Source organism: Pseudarthrobacter leeuwenhoeki (assembly GCF_055412885.1).
This window is the reverse complement of the sequence record NZ_JBVAYY010000001.1, coordinates 130,587-150,501: the sequence shown is the minus strand read 5'-3', so window position 1 is coordinate 150,501 and position 19,915 is coordinate 130,587. Positions and strand designations below refer to the sequence as shown.

10 protein-coding genes are annotated in these 19,915 nt (G+C 64.8%); 1 reads left to right on the top strand and 9 read right to left on the bottom strand.

Features of this window, described 5'->3' with window-relative positions; all coding sequences use genetic code 11:
• Positions 1-32: 32 nt before the first annotated feature.
• The 9 genes from ACZYX4_RS00740 to rpoB all read right to left on the bottom strand — a co-directional run bounded on the left by ACZYX4_RS00740 (position 33) and on the right by rpoB (position 18,304).
• Positions 33-4,220: a hypothetical protein gene (locus tag ACZYX4_RS00740; protein WP_463872979.1), complete on the bottom strand. Its 4,188-nt coding sequence runs from the start codon at positions 4,218-4,220 to the stop codon at positions 33-35.
• A gap of 71 nt (positions 4,221-4,291) precedes the next feature.
• Complete coding sequence (locus ACZYX4_RS00735) at positions 4,292-4,858, bottom strand: SRPBCC family protein (protein WP_463872978.1); 567 nt, start codon at positions 4,856-4,858, stop codon at positions 4,292-4,294.
• Positions 4,859-5,012: 154 nt separating this feature from the next.
• The gene (locus ACZYX4_RS00730; protein WP_463872976.1) at positions 5,013-5,426 is read right to left on the bottom strand and encodes a hypothetical protein; all 414 of its coding nucleotides are present in this window, start codon (positions 5,424-5,426) and stop codon (positions 5,013-5,015) included.
• 397 nt (positions 5,427-5,823) lie between these two features.
• On the bottom strand, positions 5,824-7,014 hold the full coding sequence (gene tuf, locus ACZYX4_RS00725) for an elongation factor Tu (protein WP_069949303.1): 1,191 nt from the start codon (positions 7,012-7,014) through the stop codon (positions 5,824-5,826).
• A 243-nt stretch (positions 7,015-7,257) separates the two neighbouring features.
• On the bottom strand, positions 7,258-9,372 hold the full coding sequence (fusA, locus tag ACZYX4_RS00720; RefSeq protein ID WP_463872974.1) for an elongation factor G: 2,115 nt from the start codon (positions 9,370-9,372) through the stop codon (positions 7,258-7,260).
• 69 nt (positions 9,373-9,441) lie between these two features.
• Positions 9,442-9,912 carry a 30S ribosomal protein S7 gene (gene rpsG / locus ACZYX4_RS00715; protein ID WP_011692813.1) on the bottom strand — a complete coding sequence of 157 codons (471 nt, stop codon included), beginning with the start codon at positions 9,910-9,912 and terminating at the stop codon, positions 9,442-9,444.
• A gap of 1 nt (position 9,913) precedes the next feature.
• A complete protein-coding gene (gene rpsL / locus ACZYX4_RS00710) occupies positions 9,914-10,288 on the bottom strand; it encodes a 30S ribosomal protein S12 (RefSeq protein WP_011692814.1) in 375 nt (124 codons plus the stop codon).
• A gap of 486 nt (positions 10,289-10,774) precedes the next feature.
• Positions 10,775-14,674 (bottom strand): DNA-directed RNA polymerase subunit beta', encoded by a 3,900-nt coding sequence (locus ACZYX4_RS00705; protein ID WP_463872973.1) that lies wholly within the window; start codon positions 14,672-14,674, stop codon positions 10,775-10,777.
• A 111-nt stretch (positions 14,675-14,785) separates the two neighbouring features.
• Positions 14,786-18,304, bottom strand: coding sequence for a DNA-directed RNA polymerase subunit beta (gene rpoB / locus ACZYX4_RS00700; RefSeq protein WP_463872971.1), 3,519 nt, complete (start codon positions 18,302-18,304; stop codon positions 14,786-14,788).
• Between the two features lie 411 nt (positions 18,305-18,715).
• Here rpoB and ACZYX4_RS00695 point away from each other — a divergent pair, with 411 nt between their 5' ends.
• Entirely contained in the window at positions 18,716-19,915 is a 1,200-nt protein-coding gene (locus tag ACZYX4_RS00695; RefSeq protein WP_463872970.1) for an acetyl-CoA C-acetyltransferase, read from the top strand.

Here is a 19,915-nt window from a genome sequence, read left to right as displayed (position 1 = left end):
TTGGGAGCAACGATATCAGCGCCCTGCCCCCGTCAACGATGGTCCGCCGGCTCGGGCTGCGGTGCCGGCTCGTCAGCCACGGGCTTGCTGCGGTTCAGCCGCCAGAGTGCCAGCGCGATGAGGGCCGCGGCAATGAGGGCCAGCAGCGCGAAGGTGTACTGGCGCATCGCCCACATGATGCACACCATCACTCCTGCCGCGCCCCACCAGACAAACAACCGTTCGCCCAAGGCCAGCCCGGCCATCAGCACTACGGCCATCAGCGCCAGGACCCACAGCTGCTGCCCCGCGCCTCCCCCCGCGATGATCCCCAGACCGGACAGCGTCAGCAGCCCGGCGCCGCCGGACAACAGCACCCGGCCTGTTCTGCGGTGGCCCGGCCGGCGGTTCCCCGGCATCAGGCGGAGGGCACCCAGCACCCCGGCCAGGACCACGTACCACTGCAGGGTCCAGAACGCATCGGGCCAATCGGAGCCTGAGCCGGGTCCGGTGAACAACACCGCGCGCTGCACCGCCGCGGTCGTGGCAAAAAGGCCCAGTTCCGCACCGGCCCTGCGGGCTGCCGCCGGCACTTCGGCGCAGCACATCGCGGCGGTGGCTGCCACGAGCGCAGCCCCGGCCCACGCCGTTTCGTCCCACCGCAGCCCGGCGGCCGCGGCGAGGCCAACGCCCAGGACCGCTGCAGCCGCCAGCGGCCAGCGCCGGACCGGATCGCCGGCCAGCGCGCCGCGGCGCAGCCAGCGGACGGTATACAGCGCTGCCGCTGCCGGGGCGCAGCCCGTCAGCCACGGAAGGTAGCTGCCCCAGGCACCCGGTACCGCGTCCAGCAGCACGGAAGCCAACAGTGTGGCACCGGCCAGTGTTGCCACCACGGCCGGCACGTAGAGCGCCGGCCACCGTTCCAGGTGCGACGCTGCAAAACAGGCCGCTGCCAGCACCAGGACCGCTCCCCCGGCCAGCCAGTCAGCGGCGAGCGGCGCCAGCATCAGGGCGGTCAGGACGAAGGCGCCGGACGCTGCCAGCCAGAGCCAGCGTTCGACGTCGGCGCGGGCGTTCCGCCGGAAACGCAGGCCTGCGCCGGTGGCGGCCAGCGACAGCACGAGCAGCACCGCCACGACCCCGTTGTGGCTGAGCACCGGCGGCTCAAGGACACCGCCGGCAGACGGGGCGCCGTCGAACTGCATCAGCGGCCCCAGCGCCACGGTGCCGAACACGGCGGCATAGACCGTCAGGTACGCCGCCCCGCAGGCTGCAAACACCCGGCTGGCCACCGCTGCGGAGACCAGCAGCAGGGCCACGTGCACCAGGAGCACCCAGCGGCCGCCGTCGTCCGGCTCCGCCGCCAGATAACCGAGCGGAAGAGCGGCCTGGGCGGCGAGCGTGATCCATACCGCTGCCTGCTGGAACGGGACTTCCATCAGCCGGTGCCGCATGAGCCAGCGGATCACGTGCTGGGCCGCAAGGACCAGTCCGAAGGTCACCGATACGACGGTGACCGAGACCGTCACGTCATAGCTCAGGACGAGCGCCAGCGCCAGGGTCAGCACCCGGGCCGAGGCGAAGTATCCGCCTTTGGCGGTGCGTGAGGTGGAACCCACCACCATCACGGAGCTGAAGGCGGCAAAGATGCCCAGAACCAGCTCGACGTCGAGCGCCGAACCCGCACGGGCCAGCAGCAGCACCGCCAGCGCCGCCGGGGCAAACACCGCCGCCCGTGGGTGGGCTCGCAGCACGAACCCCGCCGCCGCTGCGCTGAGGGCAATCACGACGGCGGCAGCGGTCAGCTGCCAGCCCCCGGACGACCGATACTGAAGCCCGGACGCCGTGAGAGCAGCCAATGCGGCGGCCTGCAGCCCAAGCACCGCGGCGGCGTCGGCGGCGACGCCGCCGGGAGCCCGGCGCCGGACCTCGGCCAGCAGGGGGAAAGCCAGCTGCAGCCCCAGCACCAGCAGTGCCAGCGAAGCGCCCATGAGCTCCTCGCCGCCAAGCAGCAGCGGACCGGTCTCCCGCCGCAGCTGCTGGAAACCCGTCAGGACCAGGACGGTGCCGGTCCCCCGGGCCATCCACCAGTAGCTCCACCGCTGCTGGAGCGCACCGCGGCGCAGCGCCGTTGCCAGGAGGTAGAGCACCGTCAGGGCCAGGCTGATGTTGCCGGCCTGGAGCGAGAGGCCGGTAAGCGCCAGGCCGGCCAGTGCTGCCGCCATGCCCAGGGGCAGCAGTTCACGGACGCCGGGCCGCCGGGGAGTTCCTGCCGCACCTTCTCCGGAGAGTGCCCAGCCGGCGCCAAGGGAAGCAAGGAGCTGGAGCACGACGGCGGCGCCGGCGAGCATCCGCCCCGGCGTGTCGTCCCGGGAGGCCAGCGCGGCGAGGGCGGGGAGTGCTGCGAGGGAGAAAGCCGCCAGGCTCGCGTCCGGGGCCAGGGACGGCATGCCCGCCCGGACCAGGGCTGCCGTGGCGAGCTGCTGCACCACGAGGGCCAGCAGGAAAGCGGTCAGCACCGGAACAGTGCCGCCGGTCACTGCCGCAACGACCGCGGGAACGGCCAGTGTGAGGGCGATGCGGGCGGCGAGAACGAAGTGCCGGCGCAGGGGCTCGGCCGGGGGCAGGGAGCGAACGGCCCAGAACAGCGCGGCCAGCAACAGGAACACCGCCGGGCTCCAGACGCCGGAACGGGCGCCGAAGGCCGCAGCCACCAGAAGCGCAGCCGCCGGGGCCCACTCCGCCAGCTTTCCCAGGCCCACGGCGATGGCCATGCCGGTGAGCAGCGCCAGCAACAGCGGCAGCCACACCGGCGCGTCGACAGTGGGACCGGCAGTGGTGCCGGGAGCGGCAACGATCACGGTGACCACGCCCCACAGCAGGGTCAGGAGCAGTTGCAGGCCAAAGGTGCCGAGGGCGTCCGCCCGCCGGCGTCCGGCTGACCCCAGCAGCGTGGCCGGACACACCTTCAGTCCGGACGCCAGCAGCACTGACTGGAGGGCTGTCAGGACGAGGGCGGTCAGCACCATCCACGGCAGGCTGTCACTCGCAGCCCAGACCGCGGCCGCCGGCGCCACGGTAAGGCTGAACCTCGCACCGTAGTACTGGCCGACCCGGAACCGGCTCTGCGGGAGCGCCGCCATCAGGGCGAAGTACGCTCCACTCAGGAACATAATGAACGCGTACTCGCCCCTGCCGAGCAGCATCGGAAGGAAGGTCACAGCGGCTGCGACGGAGGGGACCACGAACGGGTGCAGGTCCATCAGCGGCTTGAGGAACACCGACGGCATCCAGCGGGGACGGGTCAGGGCGAGCAGAGTCAGGACAACCGCGATGGCGATCAGCGCCGCGAAGTACCAGATCAGGGCTCCGCCCACGACCGAAATCCCGGACCACGCCGTCGACACGGCGAATGTCAGCGACAGGTAGGCGAGAATCTTGCTGTCCATCCGGACGGCGGCGGCAACATAGGCCACGGTGCCGATGAACGAGGTGACCAGCCAGGCGGCGGGGCCGTCGGGCAGGGTGAAGTTGTACATGGCCAGGCCGACCACCGGAATCAGGGCCAGTCCGGTGCCGGTGAAGGCGACGGCGGCTGGCCTGAGCCGGGGGGCCTTCGTGTGCAGGATCAGGCCGCCGGTATAGAACATCGCGGTGATGGCGACGACACCGGCGAAGCGGAGGACTGCCGGCAGCGCGGTGCCTATGAACAGGGAACCGGCAGCGACCAGCAGGAGGCTGGCGACGTAGAGGGTGGTGTTGATGTTCTGCCGGTCCCGTTTCTCCTTGCGGGCGGCCCGGTCCGCGACGGATTCCTGGGGAAATGCCGGACCCGGGGGCCGGGGCGGAGGGTCGGCCGGCTGCACGGGTGTGGGACGGGGCTGTCCCTGCGGAGCAATCCACGCCGCCGGGGCGCTCTGGTACTGGCCGACCCAGACCGGCTGGGCTGGCTGGGCTGGCCGGACAGGCTGCACCTGTGGGACTGCGGGAACCGGCTGGGCCGGCCGGACTGGGTGTGGAGCCGCTGCCGGTTCCGTCAGGATGGCCGCCGCCCCGGGTACCCGGGCGGCCTGGCCGTCCCCCCAGCCCTGGAGGTGCCCAGCCCGGAAGCCGGCCGCGAAGGCCTCTTTATTTGCTGCAGCGGCGCGCGTGCGTTCCCGCGACCTCCCCCAGCGGAGGCCCAGCAGGAGGGCGCCCGCCACCAGAAGCATAACCGGCAGGGCCTGGACAGCGGTCGACATAGATATCCCTCGTGACTCCGGCTGTCCGTACCGCCCAGCTCGCATTAACTCCAGTGACTAGATGAAAGATATCACCGGTGGGCGCTCAGCCAATGCCAGTCCACAGCGCCCGCTCCCAAACCCGGGGCGGATCGTCGCCCCGCATCGGACCGGTGGACCCTGTCCCGCCCGATCGAAGACTCAGCAGGAATGGAAGCGCGGATTGCCGCGGCGCCGGTCAGGGAAGGACCGGTCTCCACCGGGGCGAAGTGTCGCGGGCGGCCCAGCAGTGGGCCGCTGAACTCCACCCCGACGTGCAAGTGTGTCATCCCGCCATGGGGTGTCAGTGTTAACGTGCGCACACCCTTGAACAGGCCAAGGGGCACTCCGCCGGTCCAGGTCATCTCCTTTGCCGGTATCTGCCGGACGCGCAGACGGAAGGTCCGTTTCCCGCAGGTTCGGGTCCGGACTCTAATCGTTCCGCCGTTGCGCAGTTCGCCGTCGATGCGGGTAATCCCGGAGTCCCAGACGGTGTAGTTGCCGCCGTCCGTGATGATTTCCCATACCGTGGAGTTCCGGGCATGGATCAGCGTCTCGGCGTCAAAGGATTTCATGGCGTTCTCAGGCCGGTACTTTGCCGTTGGTTCTGTCAAACCCATCAGCGCTGATGGTTCCAGAGTCCCACCAGCTGTCCCAGACGTTTTCCCGGAAACCCATTTTGATTTTCCTGCTTTCAATGGCAACGGCTTCTAACGCCACGCAGCCAGCTGCGGGGTATGAACTGACGGCGTGTCACCCGGAAAATTCAGGAACCTAGCACTTGGCCGCCGTCTGGAGGTCGCTGACAGCGGCCTGGACGTTGGCTGCTTCGGCCCGCAGGGAGCCGGCCACCTGGGTCAGCGTGGCAGCCTCGGGAACAGCCTTGACGGCTTGGGTAAAACTGTCCTGGGCCGTCCGAACCGCGTCCACCTTGTCCTTCGCAACGTCCTGGCTCGTTTTGATCAGGTCGTCAAAGGTCTTCAGGACCTCATCCCGTGCCGAATCGACCTGCCCCAATGTGGTATCCGGCGTGAGGGTCTGTTTGAAATTTGTCAGGGCTGCGGCGTAGGCGCTGGCTGCAGCGCACACCTGGGAAACGGTCTGCTGCGCGCTGGCGCTGCTGACGCTCGTGCCGGGGGTTGGGGTGCTGCAGCCCGTGAGCATTGCGAGGGCTACCCCGAGCGCCATCGATCCAGCAAGGATTGGGCGTGGTCTCGGCAGCGGAGGCTCCTTAGCGAAATGGGTTGCGGCAGGCAGCCTGCCACTGGTGGGTACGACCATTCTCTGGCCGCACCGGGGGCTCGGACCTCATCCGGGGAAGGTGATCTGTGACGGCAACAACCGGAACCCGACGGCCGGCCGATACGAAAACCCTGGCGCTGACATACCGCCGCTGGCCCCCCCTTCCCTCGGGCACGTCCGGTCGCAGCCGTGGTCCACGTCTTCTGATTGATTCAGCGCTCTGGTGACGGACCCCGGACGCAAAAAAGAACAGCCCCGCTGCGACTGCAGCGGGGCTGTTCTTTGCTTCACAGGGGCCGTCAGACGGCCACCCGATCAGGGATCTAACTCAGATCAGCAAGTATTACTTGAGGATCTTGGTGACGCGTCCCGAACCAACGGTGCGGCCGCCTTCGCGGATAGCGAAGCCGAGGCCCTCTTCCATGGCGATGGGCTGGATGAGCGCAACGGTCATCTCAGTGTTGTCGCCAGGCATAACCATTTCCGTGCCTTCCGGCAGGGTGATAACGCCGGTTACGTCCGTGGTGCGGAAGTAGAACTGCGGGCGGTAGTTGGAGTAGAACGGGTTGTGACGTCCGCCTTCGTCCTTGGAGAGGATGTAGACGTTAGCCTCGAAGTCGGTGTGCGGGGTGATGGAACCCGGCTTGACGACAACCTGGCCACGCTCGACATCGTCGCGCTTCAGACCGCGGAGCAGGAGGCCACAGTTCTCGCCGGCCCATGCTTCGTCGAGCTGCTTGTGGAACATCTCGATACCGGTAACCGTGGTCTTCTGGACCGGGCGGATGCCGACGATCTCGACCTCGGAGTTGATGGCGAGGGTTCCACGCTCGGCGCGGCCCGTAACAACGGTGCCACGGCCGGTGATCGTGAAAACATCTTCGATCGGCATCAGGAACGGCTTGTCGCGGTCACGTACCGGGTCCGGCACAGAGTTGTCGACAGCTTCCATGAGGTCCTCGACGGACTTGACCCAAACCGGGTCGCCTTCGAGAGCCTTCAGACCGGAAACGCGAACGACCGGAGCCTCATCGCCATCGAAGCCCTGAGCCGAAAGCAGCTCGCGAACTTCCATTTCGACGAGGTCGAGGAGCTCTTCGTCATCGACCATGTCCGACTTGTTCAGTGCAACCAGCAGGTAGGGAACGCCAACCTGGCGGGCGAGCAGGACGTGCTCGCGGGTCTGAGCCATCGGGCCGTCAGTGGCGGCAACCACGAGGATTGCACCGTCCATCTGTGCAGCACCGGTGATCATGTTCTTGATGTAGTCAGCGTGACCCGGGGCGTCTACGTGTGCGTAGTGGCGCTTCTCGGTCTGGTACTCAACGTGGGAGATGTTGATGGTAATGCCGCGCTGACGCTCTTCGGGAGCAGAGTCAATGGACGCGAAGTCGCGCTGCTCGTTGAGTGTCGGGTACTTGTCGTACAGCACCTTGGAAATAGCGGCCGTCAGCGTCGTCTTACCGTGGTCAACGTGACCAATGGTGCCGATGTTGACGTGCGGCTTAGTCCGCTCGAACTTTGCCTTTGCCACAGGTTCCTCCTAGAACGTTTTCAAATGACTTACTCTTCGACCGCGCTTGTCGCGGCGAAACCTCAGTAAGTCTACTTGGGGGGCTTTGGATTGATGAAATTGCAGATTCAGGAACCAATACTAGTCCCTCGAGTCTGTCGGTGCAGATGGCCGCCCGGCCAGGCCGGAGCCGGCCACCTGCACCAGGTGAATCTTCGTTGACGAAGACGCACCCGAGTTTGTTGCCGCGAGAGCCTTTTGGAACTACTCGCCGCGGTTCTTCTGGATGATCTCGTCGGCATATGCCTTCGGGACCTCGGCGTAGCTGTGGAACGTCATGGAGTACACAGCGCGGCCCTGGGTCTTCGAGCGCAGGTCACCGATGTAGCCGAACATGCCGGACAGCGGAACGTGTGCGCGGATCACCTTGACGCCCTGGGCATCTTCCATGGACTGCATCTGGCCACGGCGGGAGTTGAGGTCACCGATAACTTCACCCATGTATTCCTCAGGGGTGCGGACCTCGACATCCATCAACGGTTCGAGCAGGATGGGGTTCGCCTTGCGTGCGGCTTCCTTGAAAGCCATACGGCCGGCGATCTTGAACGCCATTTCCGAGGAGTCAACATCGTGGTACGCGCCGTCAATCAGCGTGGCCTTGATGCCGACAACCGGGTAACCGGCCAGGACGCCGTCGTTCAGCGCACTCTGGATACCGGCGTCGACCGAGGGGATGTATTCGCGCGGAATACGCCCACCGGTGACCTTGTTCGAGAACTCGTACATCTCGCCGTCGGACGTGTCCAGCGGCTCGATCGCGATCTGGATCTTCGCGAACTGGCCCGAACCACCGGTCTGCTTCTTGTGCGTGTAGTCGTGACGCTCTACAGCACGCTTGATGGTTTCGCGGTACGCAACCTGGGGCTTGCCCACGTTGGCCTCGACCTTGAACTCGCGGCGCATGCGGTCCACCAGGATGTCCAGGTGGAGCTCGCCCATGCCGGCGATGATGGTCTGACCGGTGTCTTCGTTGAGGGAGACCTGGAAGGTCGGGTCCTCAGCGGAGAGCTTCTGGATGGCCGTGGAGAGCTTCTCCTGGTCACCCTTGGTGTTCGGCTCGATCGCAACAGAGATCACGGGCTCCGGGAAGCTCATGGACTCGAGGACGATCTGGTTGGACGAGTCGCACAGGGTGTCGCCCGTGGTGGTGTCCTTCAGACCGATCGCTGCGTAGATGTGGCCAGCGGTAGCGCCGTCAACGGGCATTTCCTTGTTGGCGTGCATCTGGAACAGCTTGCCGATGCGCTCCTTCTTGCCCTTGGTGGAGTTGACCACCTGTGAGCCTGCTTCCACGTGACCGGAGTACACGCGGATGAAGGTGAGCTGACCGAAGAACGGGTGCGTCGCAATCTTGAACGCCAGAGCCGAGAACGGCTCCTCGGAGGAAGGCTTGCGCGTCAGTTCCTTCTCTTCGTCGCGGGGATCGTGACCGATCATCGGCGGGACGTCGAGCGGGTTCGGCAGGTAGTCCACGACGGCGTCAAGCATCGGCTGGACGCCGCGGTTCTTGAACGCGGAGCCGCAGAAGACCGGGTAGAGCTCGGAGTTGATCGTCATCTTGCGGATGCCGGCCTTGAGCTCATCCGTGGTGATGTCTTCACCTTCGAGGTACTTCTCCATGAGCTCTTCGGAGGACTCTGCAACGGCTTCAATGAGCGTTGCGCGGTACTCTTCGGCCTTTTCCTTGAGGTCAGCCGGGATCTCCTGGATCTCGTACTTGGCACCCATGGTGACGTCACCCTTGGAGTCGCCGGGCCAGACCAGTGCGCGCATGTAGAGCAGGTCGACGACGCCGATGAAGTCGTTCTCGGCGCCGATCGGCAGCTGCATGACGAGCGGCTTGGCACCGAGGCGGCTGATGATGGTGTCGACGGTGAAGTAGAAGTCAGCGCCGAGCTTGTCCATCTTGTTGACGAAGCAGATGCGCGGCACGTTGTACTTGTCGGCCTGGCGCCAGACAGTCTCAGACTGCGGCTCCACACCTTCCTTGCCGTCGAATACGGCAACTGCACCGTCGAGGACGCGCAGGGAGCGCTCAACCTCAACCGTGAAGTCAACGTGTCCGGGGGTGTCGATGATGTTGATCTGGTTGTTTTCCCAGAAGCAGGTCACGGCGGCAGACGTGATGGTGATGCCGCGTTCCTTTTCCTGTTCCATCCAGTCAGTCGTCGAAGCGCCGTCGTGGGTCTCGCCGATCTTGTGGTTCACACCTGTGTAGAACAGGATGCGCTCGGTAGTAGTGGTCTTGCCGGCATCGATGTGGGCCATGATGCCGATATTGCGGACCTTGCTAAGGTCGGTAAGCACGTCCTGTGCCACGGTGTCTCCCTTTCGGATGGACTGCACGTTCGCCGCCGGCTCGGTGGAGCCGGCGGCGTCCGGGAAGTATTACCAGCGGTAGTGTGCGAAGGCCTTGTTGGACTCGGCCATCTTGTGGGTGTCTTCGCGACGCTTCACAGCGGCACCGAGACCGTTGGAGGCATCCAGAATCTCGTTCTGGAGGCGCTCGGTCATGGTCTTCTCGCGGCGGGCCTTGGAGTAGCCAACCAGCCAGCGCAGGGCGAGTGCGGTGGAGCGGCCCGGCTTGACCTCAACCGGAACCTGGTAGGTGGCGCCACCGACACGGCGGGAGCGGACCTCGAGGGAAGGCTTGACGTTCTCCATGGCCTTCTTGAGGGCTGCGACCGGGTCGCCGCCGGACTTGGCACGAGCACCTTCGAGTGCACCATAAACGATGCGCTCTGCGGTGGACTTCTTGCCGTCAACGAGCACCTTGTTGATCAGCTGGGTGACCAGCGGGGAGCCGTAAACGGGATCTAGGACTAGCGGCCGCTTGGGGGCCGGACCCTTGCGAGGCATATTACTTCTTCTCCATCTTTGCGCCGTAGCGGCTACGAGCCTGCTTACGGTTCTTGACACCCTGGGTATCGAGGGCGCCACGGACGATCTTGTAACGGACACCCGGAAGGTCCTTAACGCGGCCGCCACGGACGAGCACAATGGAGTGCTCCTGCAGGTTGTGGCCTACACCGGGGATGTACGCGGTAACTTCAACGCCGCCGTTGAGGCGCACACGTGCAACCTTACGCAGAGCCGAGTTCGGCTTCTTCGGGGTCGTCGTGTACACGCGGGTGCAAACACCGCGGCGCATCGGGCTGCCGTTAAGCGCGGGGGCCTTGGTCTTTTTGACCTTCGGCGTGCGGCCCTTGCGGACCAGCTGGTTAATCGTAGGCACTCTCGTGTTCTCCGTTTTATCCGGAGCGGCCGTTGGCAGCCGCTCTCTTGTCGCTGCGCCCCGCCGCTCGAGCTTTGAAGTTCTCTCCAGAGCAGCTGAGGCGAAGCCTTAATAGTCGGACCGCACGCCAGGGTCCGCGGACTTTCATCCTGAACTGACCCTAGGCATGGGAAAATGTGGCATACGTTGCACAAGAACCCTGCAAACCGGAAACGTCGACCTGGTTCAGCCTTTCAGCTTCAACCGGCGCACTCATCCACTGCCACAATAACAATTAGTTTCAAGTCTAACACGGTCGGATCCCGGCCCTGAATCGGCGCGGAACCAGGCCCGTCCGACGTCGCCCTTAAACAACAACGCGGGGTCACTACGCGCCCAATCCAAGGTTCGGATTGGGCCGTAAGTGACCCCGCGTTGCTTGCAAGGGCAGGGCGGCCGGGTCCCTACGTGGCGCGGAACGCGACACGCAAGGGCCCGCCCTGCCTGCTAGCGGAAGTCGCTGCCCAGGTCGTAGTCATCCAGCGGGATGGCGTGGAACTCAGGAGCTCCGTCGCCGCCCAGGGAATCGTAGGAGAAGTCACTGAACGCGCTGGGGCCGGTGAACAGGTTGGCCTTTGCTTCCTCAGTGGGCTCCACGGTGACCTCGGTGTAGCGCGGGAGGCCCGTGCCGGCCGGGATGAGCTTACCGATGATGACGTTTTCCTTGAGGCCGAGCAGCGGATCGCTCTTGCCTTCCATGGCCGCCTGCGTCAGGACGCGGGTGGTTTCCTGGAAGGAAGCTGCGGACAGCCAGGACTCGGTCGCCAGGGACGCCTTGGTGATGCCCATGAGCTCGGGACGGCCGGAAGCCGGCGTCTTGCCCTCGGACACAACACGGCGGTTGGCATCTTCGAAGCGGCTGCGCTCGGCGAGCTCGCCGGGCAGCAGGTCCGATTCGCCGGACTCGATGACCGTGACGCGGCGCAGCATCTGGCGGACGATAACCTCGACGTGCTTGTCGTGGATACCGATGCCCTGGCTGCGGTACACGCCCTGGACCTCGTCAACCAGGAACTTCTGCGCGGCACGGGGGCCCATGATGCGCAGAACCTGCTTGGGGTCGACCGGACCGTTGATGAGCTTCTGGCCGACGCTGACGTGCTCGCCGTCTTCGATGAGAAGACGTGAACGGCGCAGGACCGGGTAAGCGATCTCTTCGGATCCGTCATCCGGGGTGATGACCAGGCGCATCTGGCGCTCGGACTCTTCGATGGTGATGCGGCCGGCTGCTTCAGCAATCGGTGCGACACCCTTCGGAGTACGGGCTTCGAAGAGCTCCTGGATACGGGGCAGACCCTGGGTGATGTCGTCGCCACCGCTGGAGGAAACAGCACCACCGGTGTGGAACGTACGCATGGTCAGCTGGGTACCCGGCTCACCGATGGACTGTGCGGCGATGATGCCGACTGCCTCACCGATGTCCACGGTCTTACCCGTGGCCAGCGAACGGCCGTAGCACAGGGCGCAGGTGCCGACGCTGGACTCACAGGTGAGTACAGAGCGGACCTTGACCTCGGTGATGCCGGCGGCGAACAGTTCGGCAATGACGACGTCGCCGCAGTCAGTGCCGCCCGCTGCCAGGACCTTGCCCTTGGAGTCAACGACATCCACGGCCAGGGTACGGGCGTACGCGCTGTTCTCGACGTTCTCGTCCAGGACCAGCTCGCCGTTGGCGTCAGCGACCGCGATGGCGGTCATCAGGCCGCGCTCGGTGCCGCAGTCCTCTTCGCGGACAATAACGTCCTGCGACACGTCCACCAGACGACGGGTCAGGTAACCGGAGTTGGCGGTACGCAGCGCGGTGTCAGCCAGACCCTTACGGGCACCGTGCGTGGCGATGAAGTATTCCAGCACCGACAGGCCCTCGCGGTAGGAGGACTTGATCGGACGCGGGATGATCTCGCCCTTAGGGTTGGCCACCAGGCCACGGATACCCGCGATCTGGCGGACCTGCATCCAGTTACCACGTGCGCCGGAGGACACCATGCGGTTGATGGTGTTCATCGGGGACAGGTTGTCACGCATCACCTGCGCGATCTCGTTCGTTGCCTTGTTCCAGATCTCGATCAGTTCCTGGCGACGCTCATCGTCGTCAATCAGGCCCTTGTCGTACTGGCCCTGGATCTTGGCAGCCATGGTCTCGTAACCGGCGAGGATCCGCGGCTTGTCCTTGGGCACCTCGATGTCGGAGATGGCGACGGTGACACCGGACCGGGTGGCCCAGTAGAAACCGGCATCCTTCAGGTTGTCCAGCGTTGCCGCCGTGACCACCTTCGGGTAGCGCTCGGCGAGGTCGTTGACGATGGTGGACAGTTCGCCCTTGTCCGCAACGTTCTCAACCCACGGGTAGTCCGCGGGAAGCGTCTCGTTGAACAGGACCTGGCCCAGGGAGGTCTGGACGAGCACGGTCTGACCCGGCTCGTAGCCTTCCGGAGCTTCCCAGCCGGCGTAAGGGACAAAGCCCTCGAGACGGATCTTGACCTGGGAGTTCAGGTGCAGCTCGTGCAGGTCGTACGCCATGATGGCTTCCGCGACGGAGGAGAAGATCCGGCCCTCGCCAGCTGAACCGACACGCTTGGTGGTCAGGTGGTAGAGGCCGATGATCATATCCTGCGAAGGCAGCGTCACCGGGCGGCCGTCAGAAGGCTTCAGGATGTTGTTCGAGGACAGCATCAGGATGCGGGCCTCAGCCTGGGCTTCGGGGCTCAGCGGCAGGTGGACTGCCATCTGGTCGCCGTCGAAGTCAGCGTTGAAGGCGCCACAAACCAGCGGGTGGAGCTGGATTGCCTTACCTTCAACGAGCTGCGGTTCGAACGCCTGGATGCCGAGACGGTGCAGGGTAGGTGCACGGTTCAGTAGCACAGGGTGCTCGGTGATGATCTCTTCGAGGACATCCCAGACCTGCGGGCGGTAGCGCTCGACCATCCGCTTGGCCGACTTGATGTTCTGGGCGTGGTTGAGGTCAACCAGGCGCTTCATCACGAACGGCTTGAAGAGCTCCAGTGCCATCTGCTTCGGCAGGCCACACTGGTGCAGCTTCAGCTGCGGACCGACGACAATCACGGAACGGCCGGAGTAGTCAACGCGCTTACCCAGGAGGTTCTGGCGGAAACGACCCTGCTTGCCCTTGAGCATGTCGGACAGCGACTTCAGCGGACGGTTGCCCGGCCCGGTGACCGGACGGCCGCGGCGGCCGTTGTCGAAGAGGCTGTCAACGGCTTCCTGAAGCATGCGCTTCTCGTTGTTGACGATGATCTCCGGGGCACCGAGATCAAGCAGGCGCTTAAGGCGGTTGTTGCGGTTGATCACACGGCGGTAGAGGTCGTTGAGGTCGGAGGTCGCGAAGCGGCCACCGTCCAGCTGGACCATCGGGCGCAGTTCCGGCGGGATCACCGGGACGGCGTCCAGCACCATGCCGAGCGGGCTGTTGTTGGTCGTCAGGAACGCGTTGACCACCTTGAGCCGCTTCAGGGCGCGGGTCTTGCGCTGGCCCTTGCCGTTGGCAATGATGTCGCGGAGCATGTCCGACTCGGCCTGCATGTCGAAGTTCTCAAGACGCTTCTTGATCGCTTCGGCACCCATGGAGCCTTCGAAGTACATGCCGTAGCGGTCGCGCAGTTCGCGGTACAGGCCTTCGTCACCTTCAAGGTCAGCGACCTTGAGGTTCTTGAAGCGGTCCCAGACCTGCTCGAGGCGCTCGATTTCAGCATCCGCGCGCTTGCGGACGTTGGCCATCTGGCGGTCAGCGGAGTCGCGGGCCTTCTTCTTGTCGGCAGCCTTGGCGCCTTCGCCTTCGAGACGGGCAAGCTCGTTCTCAAGGTCGCGGGCGATCGTGGCGATGTCCGAGTCGCGGTTGTCGATCAGCTGCTTCTTCTCGATGTCGTGCTCAACCTGGAGGTTGGGCAGTTCTTCGTGGCGGCTGTCGGCGTCGACGCTCGTGATCATGTAGGCAGCGAAGTAGATGACCTTTTCGAGGTCCTTCGGTGCCAGGTCAAGGAGGTAGCCCAGGCGGGACGGAACACCCTTGAAGTACCAGATGTGCGTGACCGGGGCGGCCAGCTCGATGTGGCCCATGCGCTCACGGCGCACCTTTGCGCGGGTGACCTCAACGCCACACCGCTCGCAGATGATGCCCTTGAAGCGCACGCGCTTGTACTTACCGCAGTAGCACTCCCAGTCGCGGGACGGGCCGAAGATCTTCTCGCAGAAGAGGCCGTCCTTCTCAGGCTTGAGCGTGCGGTAGTTGATGGTTTCCGGCTTCTTAACCTCGCCGTAAGACCAGCCACGGATGTCTTCCGCGGTGGCGAGGCCGATCTGCATGAGGCCGAAGGAGGATTCGCTGGACATATGGTCCCTGTTCTCTCTTGTTCTCTAAATTCTGAAGTCTTGGGTTACGGGAAGAGGGAGGAATCCGGGAAAGGCAGCGCGGCGGGCGCCTCTGCCTTTCCCGGACGCCTGCTAAACCTCTTCTACGGAACTGGGCTCTGCACGAGACAGATCAATGCCCAGTTCTTCCGCAGCCGTGAAGACTGCGTCATCAGAGTCACGCATTTCAATTGTGGTTCCGTCCGTGGAAAGAACTTCCACGTTCAGGCACAGCGACTGCATTTCCTTGATCAAGACCTTGAAGGACTCAGGAACGCCCGGCTCGGGGATGTTCTCGCCCTTGACGATGGCTTCGTAGACCTTCACACGACCATGGATGTCATCCGACTTGATCGTGAGGAGCTCCTGGAGCGTGTAGGCGGCGCCGTAAGCTTCGAGCGCCCACACTTCCATTTCACCGAAGCGCTGGCCACCGAACTGTGCCTTACCACCCAGCGGCTGCTGCGTGATCATGGAGTACGGGCCGGTGGAGCGCGCGTGGATCTTGTCGTCCACCAGGTGGTGGAGCTTAAGGATGTACATGTAGCCGACCGAGATCGGGTCCGGGAACGGCTCGCCGGAGCGGCCGTCAAACAGACGGGTCTTGCCTGAGGAGTTGATCAGGCGGACACCGTCGCGGGTGACGTTGGTGGAGTCGAGGAGACCAGTGATTTCCTCTTCACGCGCACCGTCGAAGACCGGCGTTGCGACAGTGGTCGAGCCACTCTCGCGCGGCAGGTTCGGCAGCTGCTTGACCCACTCGGGCTCGCCCTCGATCTTCCAGCCGGTCTTGGCAACCCAGCCGAGGTGCGTTTCCAGCACCTGGCCGACGTTCATACGGCCCGGAACACCCAGCGGGTTCAGGACGATATCAACGGGGGTTCCGTCGGCAAGGAAGGGCATGTCCTCGATCGGGAGGATCTTGGAGATAACACCCTTGTTGCCGTGACGGCCGGCGAGCTTGTCGCCGTCGGTGATCTTGCGCTTGGCAGCGACGTAGACGCGGACCAGCTGGTTGACGCCCGGGGGCAGCTCGTCGTCGTTGTCGCGGTCGAAGACGCGGACACCGATGACGGTGCCGGACTCGCCGTGCGGAACCTTCAGGGAGGTGTCGCGCACTTCGCGGGACTTCTCACCGAAGATGGCGCGCAGCAGGCGCTCTTCCGGGGTCAGCTCGGTCTCGCCCTTGGGCGTGACCTTTCCGACCAGGATGTCGCCGGCTTCAACCTCGGCACCGATGTGGATGATGCCACGCTCGTCCAGGCCTGCCAGGACTTCCTCGGACACGTTCGGGATGTCACGGGTGATTTCCTCGGCACCAAGCTTGGTGTCGCGGGCGTCGATCTCGTGCTCCTCGATGTGGATGGAGGAAAGAACGTCCTCAGCCACAATGCGCTGGGACAGGATGATGGCATCCTCGAAGTTGTGGCCCTCCCATGACATGAATGCCACGAGCAGGTTCTTGCCGAGGGCCAGTTCGCCCTGGTCCGTTGCCGGGCCGTCAGCGATGATGCCGCCGACTTCCAGGCGCTGGCCTTCGCTCACCAGAACGCGGTTGTTGTAGCAGTTGCCCTGGTTGGAGCGGGCGAACTTGTTGATGCGGTAGTTGGTTTCCGTGCCGTCGTCGTTGAGCATGATGACGAGCTCGGCGGAAACCTCGGTGACCACACCGGGCTTTTTCGCGATGGTGACGTCGCCGGCGTCGACCGCTGCGGCGCGCTCCATGCCGGTACCGACGAACGGTGCCTCGGAACGGACCAGCGGCACGGCCTGGCGCTGCATGTTGGCACCCATGAGTGCGCGGTTAGCATCGTCATGCTCGAGGAACGGGATCAGGGCGGTTGCCACGGACACCATCTGGCGCGGGGAAACGTCCATGAACTCGACCTCGCCGGCGGGAACCAGCACGGGCTCGCCCCCACCACCACGGGCGCGGACCAGGACGGTCTCTTCGGCGAACTTCTTGTTCGGATCGAGCGGAGCGTTGGCCTGTGCAATCAGGACCTCCGCTTCGTCGTCGGCCGTGAGGTACTGGACCTCATCGGAAACAACACCCTCGGCCACCAGGCGGTACGGGGTCTCGATGAAACCGAACGGGTTGATGCGTCCGTAGGAAGCCAGCGAACCGATCAGGCCAATGTTCGGGCCTTCAGGGGTTTCAATGGGGCACATACGTCCGTAGTGGGACGGGTGAACGTCCCGGACTTCCATGCCTGCACGGTCACGGGACAGACCACCCGGGCCAAGTGCCGACAGGCGGCGCTTGTGGGTCAGACCCGACAGCGGGTTGTTCTGGTCCATGAACTGGGACAGCTGGGACGTTCCGAAGAACTCCTTGATCGCTGCCACGACGGGGCGGATGTTGATCAGCGTCTGCGGCGTGATGGCCTCGACGTCCTGGGTCGTCATACGCTCGCGGACAACGCGCTCCATGCGGGACAGGCCGGTGCGGACCTGGTTCTCGATGAGCTCGCCGACGGCGCGGATGCGGCGGTTGCCGAAGTGGTCGATGTCATCGACGTCAACGCGCAGCTCGTGGTCCTGGCCGTCGCGCTTGCCCGTGAGGGTCTTCTCACCGGCGTGCAGGGCAACGAGGAACTTGATCATGGCGACGATGTCTTCAACGTGCAGGACAGACGCTTCCTTGTCACCAAGGGAGCGGTCGATGCCGAGCTTGCGGTTGATCTTGTAGCGGCCAACCTTGGCCAGATCGTAGCGCTTGGAGTTGAAGTACAGGTTGTCCAGCAGGGACTGGGCAGCCTCGACCGTGGGCGGCTCGCCCGGTCGCAGCTTCCGGTAGATGTCCAGCAAGGCGTCTTCGCGGGTTTCGGTGGCGTCCTTCTCCAGCGTTGCACGCATGGAGTCGTACTGGCCGAACTCTTCGAGGATCTGGCCTTCGGTCCAGCCGAGGGCCTTCAGCAGCACCGTGACGGACTGCTTGCGCTTGCGGTCGAGGCGAACGCCGACCTGGTCGCGCTTGTCGATTTCGAGTTCGAACCAGGCGCCGCGGGACGGGATGATCTTCGCGGTGAAGATGTCCTTGTCGCTGGTCTTGTCGGCGGTGCGCTCAAAGTAGGCGCCCGGCGAGCGGACCAGCTGCGAGACAACGACACGCTCCGTGCCGTTGACGACGAAGGTGCCCTTCTCGGTCATCAGCGGGAAGTCACCCATGAACACGGTCTGCTGCTTGATTTCGCCCGTGTTGTTGTTCATGAATTCGGCCTTGACGTACAGCGGAGCCGAGTACGTTGCGTCCCGGTCCTTGCACTCAGCCATCGTGTATTTCGGATCAGCGAACTCCGGCTCCGAGAAGCTCAGGGACATGGTGCCCTGGAAGTCCTCGATCGGGGAGATCTCTTCGAAAATGTCGGACAGACCCGAAGAGGTGGCGACGCTGAGGTCGCCTTCTTCGACGGCCTTGGCTACGCGTGCCTGCCAGCGTTCGTTTCCGACCAGCCAGTCAAAGCTGTCCGTTTGCAGGGCAAGCAGATTCGGAACGTCAAGAGGTTCGTGAATCTTTGCGAATGAGAGCCGGCGGGTTGCACCGTCGGTGCTGTCGGCATTGATAGCGGTTGCAGCGTTGTTTACATTAGAGGTGCTCGAGGCGACCAAGAGGGATCCTTCCACAGACCTTCAGGCGTTTTCAGATCTCCCCCGTTACGAACCCTGCGGAGTGACTCCGCAGTGCTACCAATCCGGTTCCGCTATATGACCCGGGACCCGCGCTGAACATGCTGGTGCCGTTGTTGACGGCACATTGATGGCCCAGCTGCCAGGCTAAGCCCACCGCTATATGAAGGCTGAAGGTAAACAGGGAAGACGCAAATCTCTACGATACGGCAAAGCAACCTACTTGTCTACCCCACTTCGTCCGGGATTGCAAGCACTGGCCCGGGCCCCCGGATCGGGTATAACTCCCGCGGATCGCGGTGCTGCTTCGCCGGCGGTTAGGGAGACGGATGGCTCCGCGACTGGGGTCGAGATAGCCTTGCTGTACATCGATCAAGATCGGAAGAGAAAACTATGAGCAACTCTGCAGACAACAATGATGTTGTCATCCTCGCCGCCGCCCGCACGCCCCAGGGACGCCTCAACGGGCAGCTCTCCAGCTTCACGGCCGTGGAGCTCGGCGCGCATGCCATCCGCGCAGCCCTTGCCGCCAGCGGAGCGAAGGCCGAACAAGTGGACTCGGTGATCATGGGCCAAGTGCTGCAGGCCGGGGCAGGCCAGAACCCCGCGCGCCAGAGCGCCATCGGCGCCGGCATCGGCTGGAACGTGCCCACCGTGACCATCAACAAGGTCTGCCTGTCCGGGCTGACTGCGGTGATCGATGCGGCGCGGATGATCCGCAGCGGCGACGCCACCGTCGTCGTCGCCGGCGGCCAGGAGTCGATGACCCGCGCGCCGCACCTCCTCCCCGGCTCCCGGCAGGGCTGGACCTACGGCTCCATGCAGGCGCTCGACGTCGCCGCCCATGACGGCCTGACCGACGCCTTCGACGGGCAGTCCATGGGCCTGTCCACCGAGACCAAGAACCTCACGCTCGGCATCGACCGCACCTCCCAGGACGAGGTGGCGGCTGCGTCCCACCAGCGCGCCGCCCGGGCCGCCAAGGACGGTGTGTTCGACGGCGAAATCGCGCCGATCAGCGTGAAGCAGCGCAAGGGGGACCCGGTCATCCTGGCCGCGGATGAAGGCACCCGGCCGGACACGACCGTCAGTTCGCTGGCCGGGCTGCGGGCGGCGTTCGCCACGGACGGCACCATCACCGCCGGCAACTCCTCTCCCCTGTCCGACGGCGCCTCCGCCCTCGTGCTGTCCTCGCGGAAGTTTGCCGAAGACAACGGGCTGGAGTATCTCGCCGTCGTCGGGAAACCCGGGCAGGTGGCCGGTCCGGACAACTCGCTGCACTCCCAGCCCTCCAACGCCATCAAGTGCGCACTGGACAAGGCCGGCTGGTCCGCCGCGGACCTGGACTTCATCGAGATCAACGAGGCTTTCGGCTCCGTTGCCGTCCAGTCGCTCAAAGACCTCGACTACCCGCTGGAGAAGTGCAACATCCACGGCGGCGCGATCGCCATGGGCCACCCGATCGGCGCCTCCGGTGCCCGGCTTGCCCTGCACGCGGCGCACGAGCTGAAACGGCGCGGCGCCGGCAAGGCCGCGGTGTCCCTCTGCGGCGGCGGCGGCCAGGGCGAAGCGCTCCTGCTCTACCGCGACTGA

Coding starts and splice junctions, on each gene's coding strand:
- ACZYX4_RS00740 (WP_463872979.1), bottom strand. CDS start 4,220: ATGTCGACCGCTGTCCAGGCCCTGCCGGTTATGCTTCTGGTGGCGGGC.
- ACZYX4_RS00735 (WP_463872978.1), bottom strand. CDS start 4,858: ATGGGTTTGACAGAACCAACGGCAAAGTACCGGCCTGAGAACGCCATG.
- ACZYX4_RS00730 (WP_463872976.1), bottom strand. CDS start 5,426: ATGGCGCTCGGGGTAGCCCTCGCAATGCTCACGGGCTGCAGCACCCCA.
- rpsG (WP_011692813.1), bottom strand. CDS start 9,912: ATGCCTCGCAAGGGTCCGGCCCCCAAGCGGCCGCTAGTCCTAGATCCC.
- ACZYX4_RS00705 (WP_463872973.1), bottom strand. CDS start 14,674: ATGTCCAGCGAATCCTCCTTCGGCCTCATGCAGATCGGCCTCGCCACC.
- ACZYX4_RS00695 (WP_463872970.1), top strand. CDS start 18,716: ATGAGCAACTCTGCAGACAACAATGATGTTGTCATCCTCGCCGCCGCC.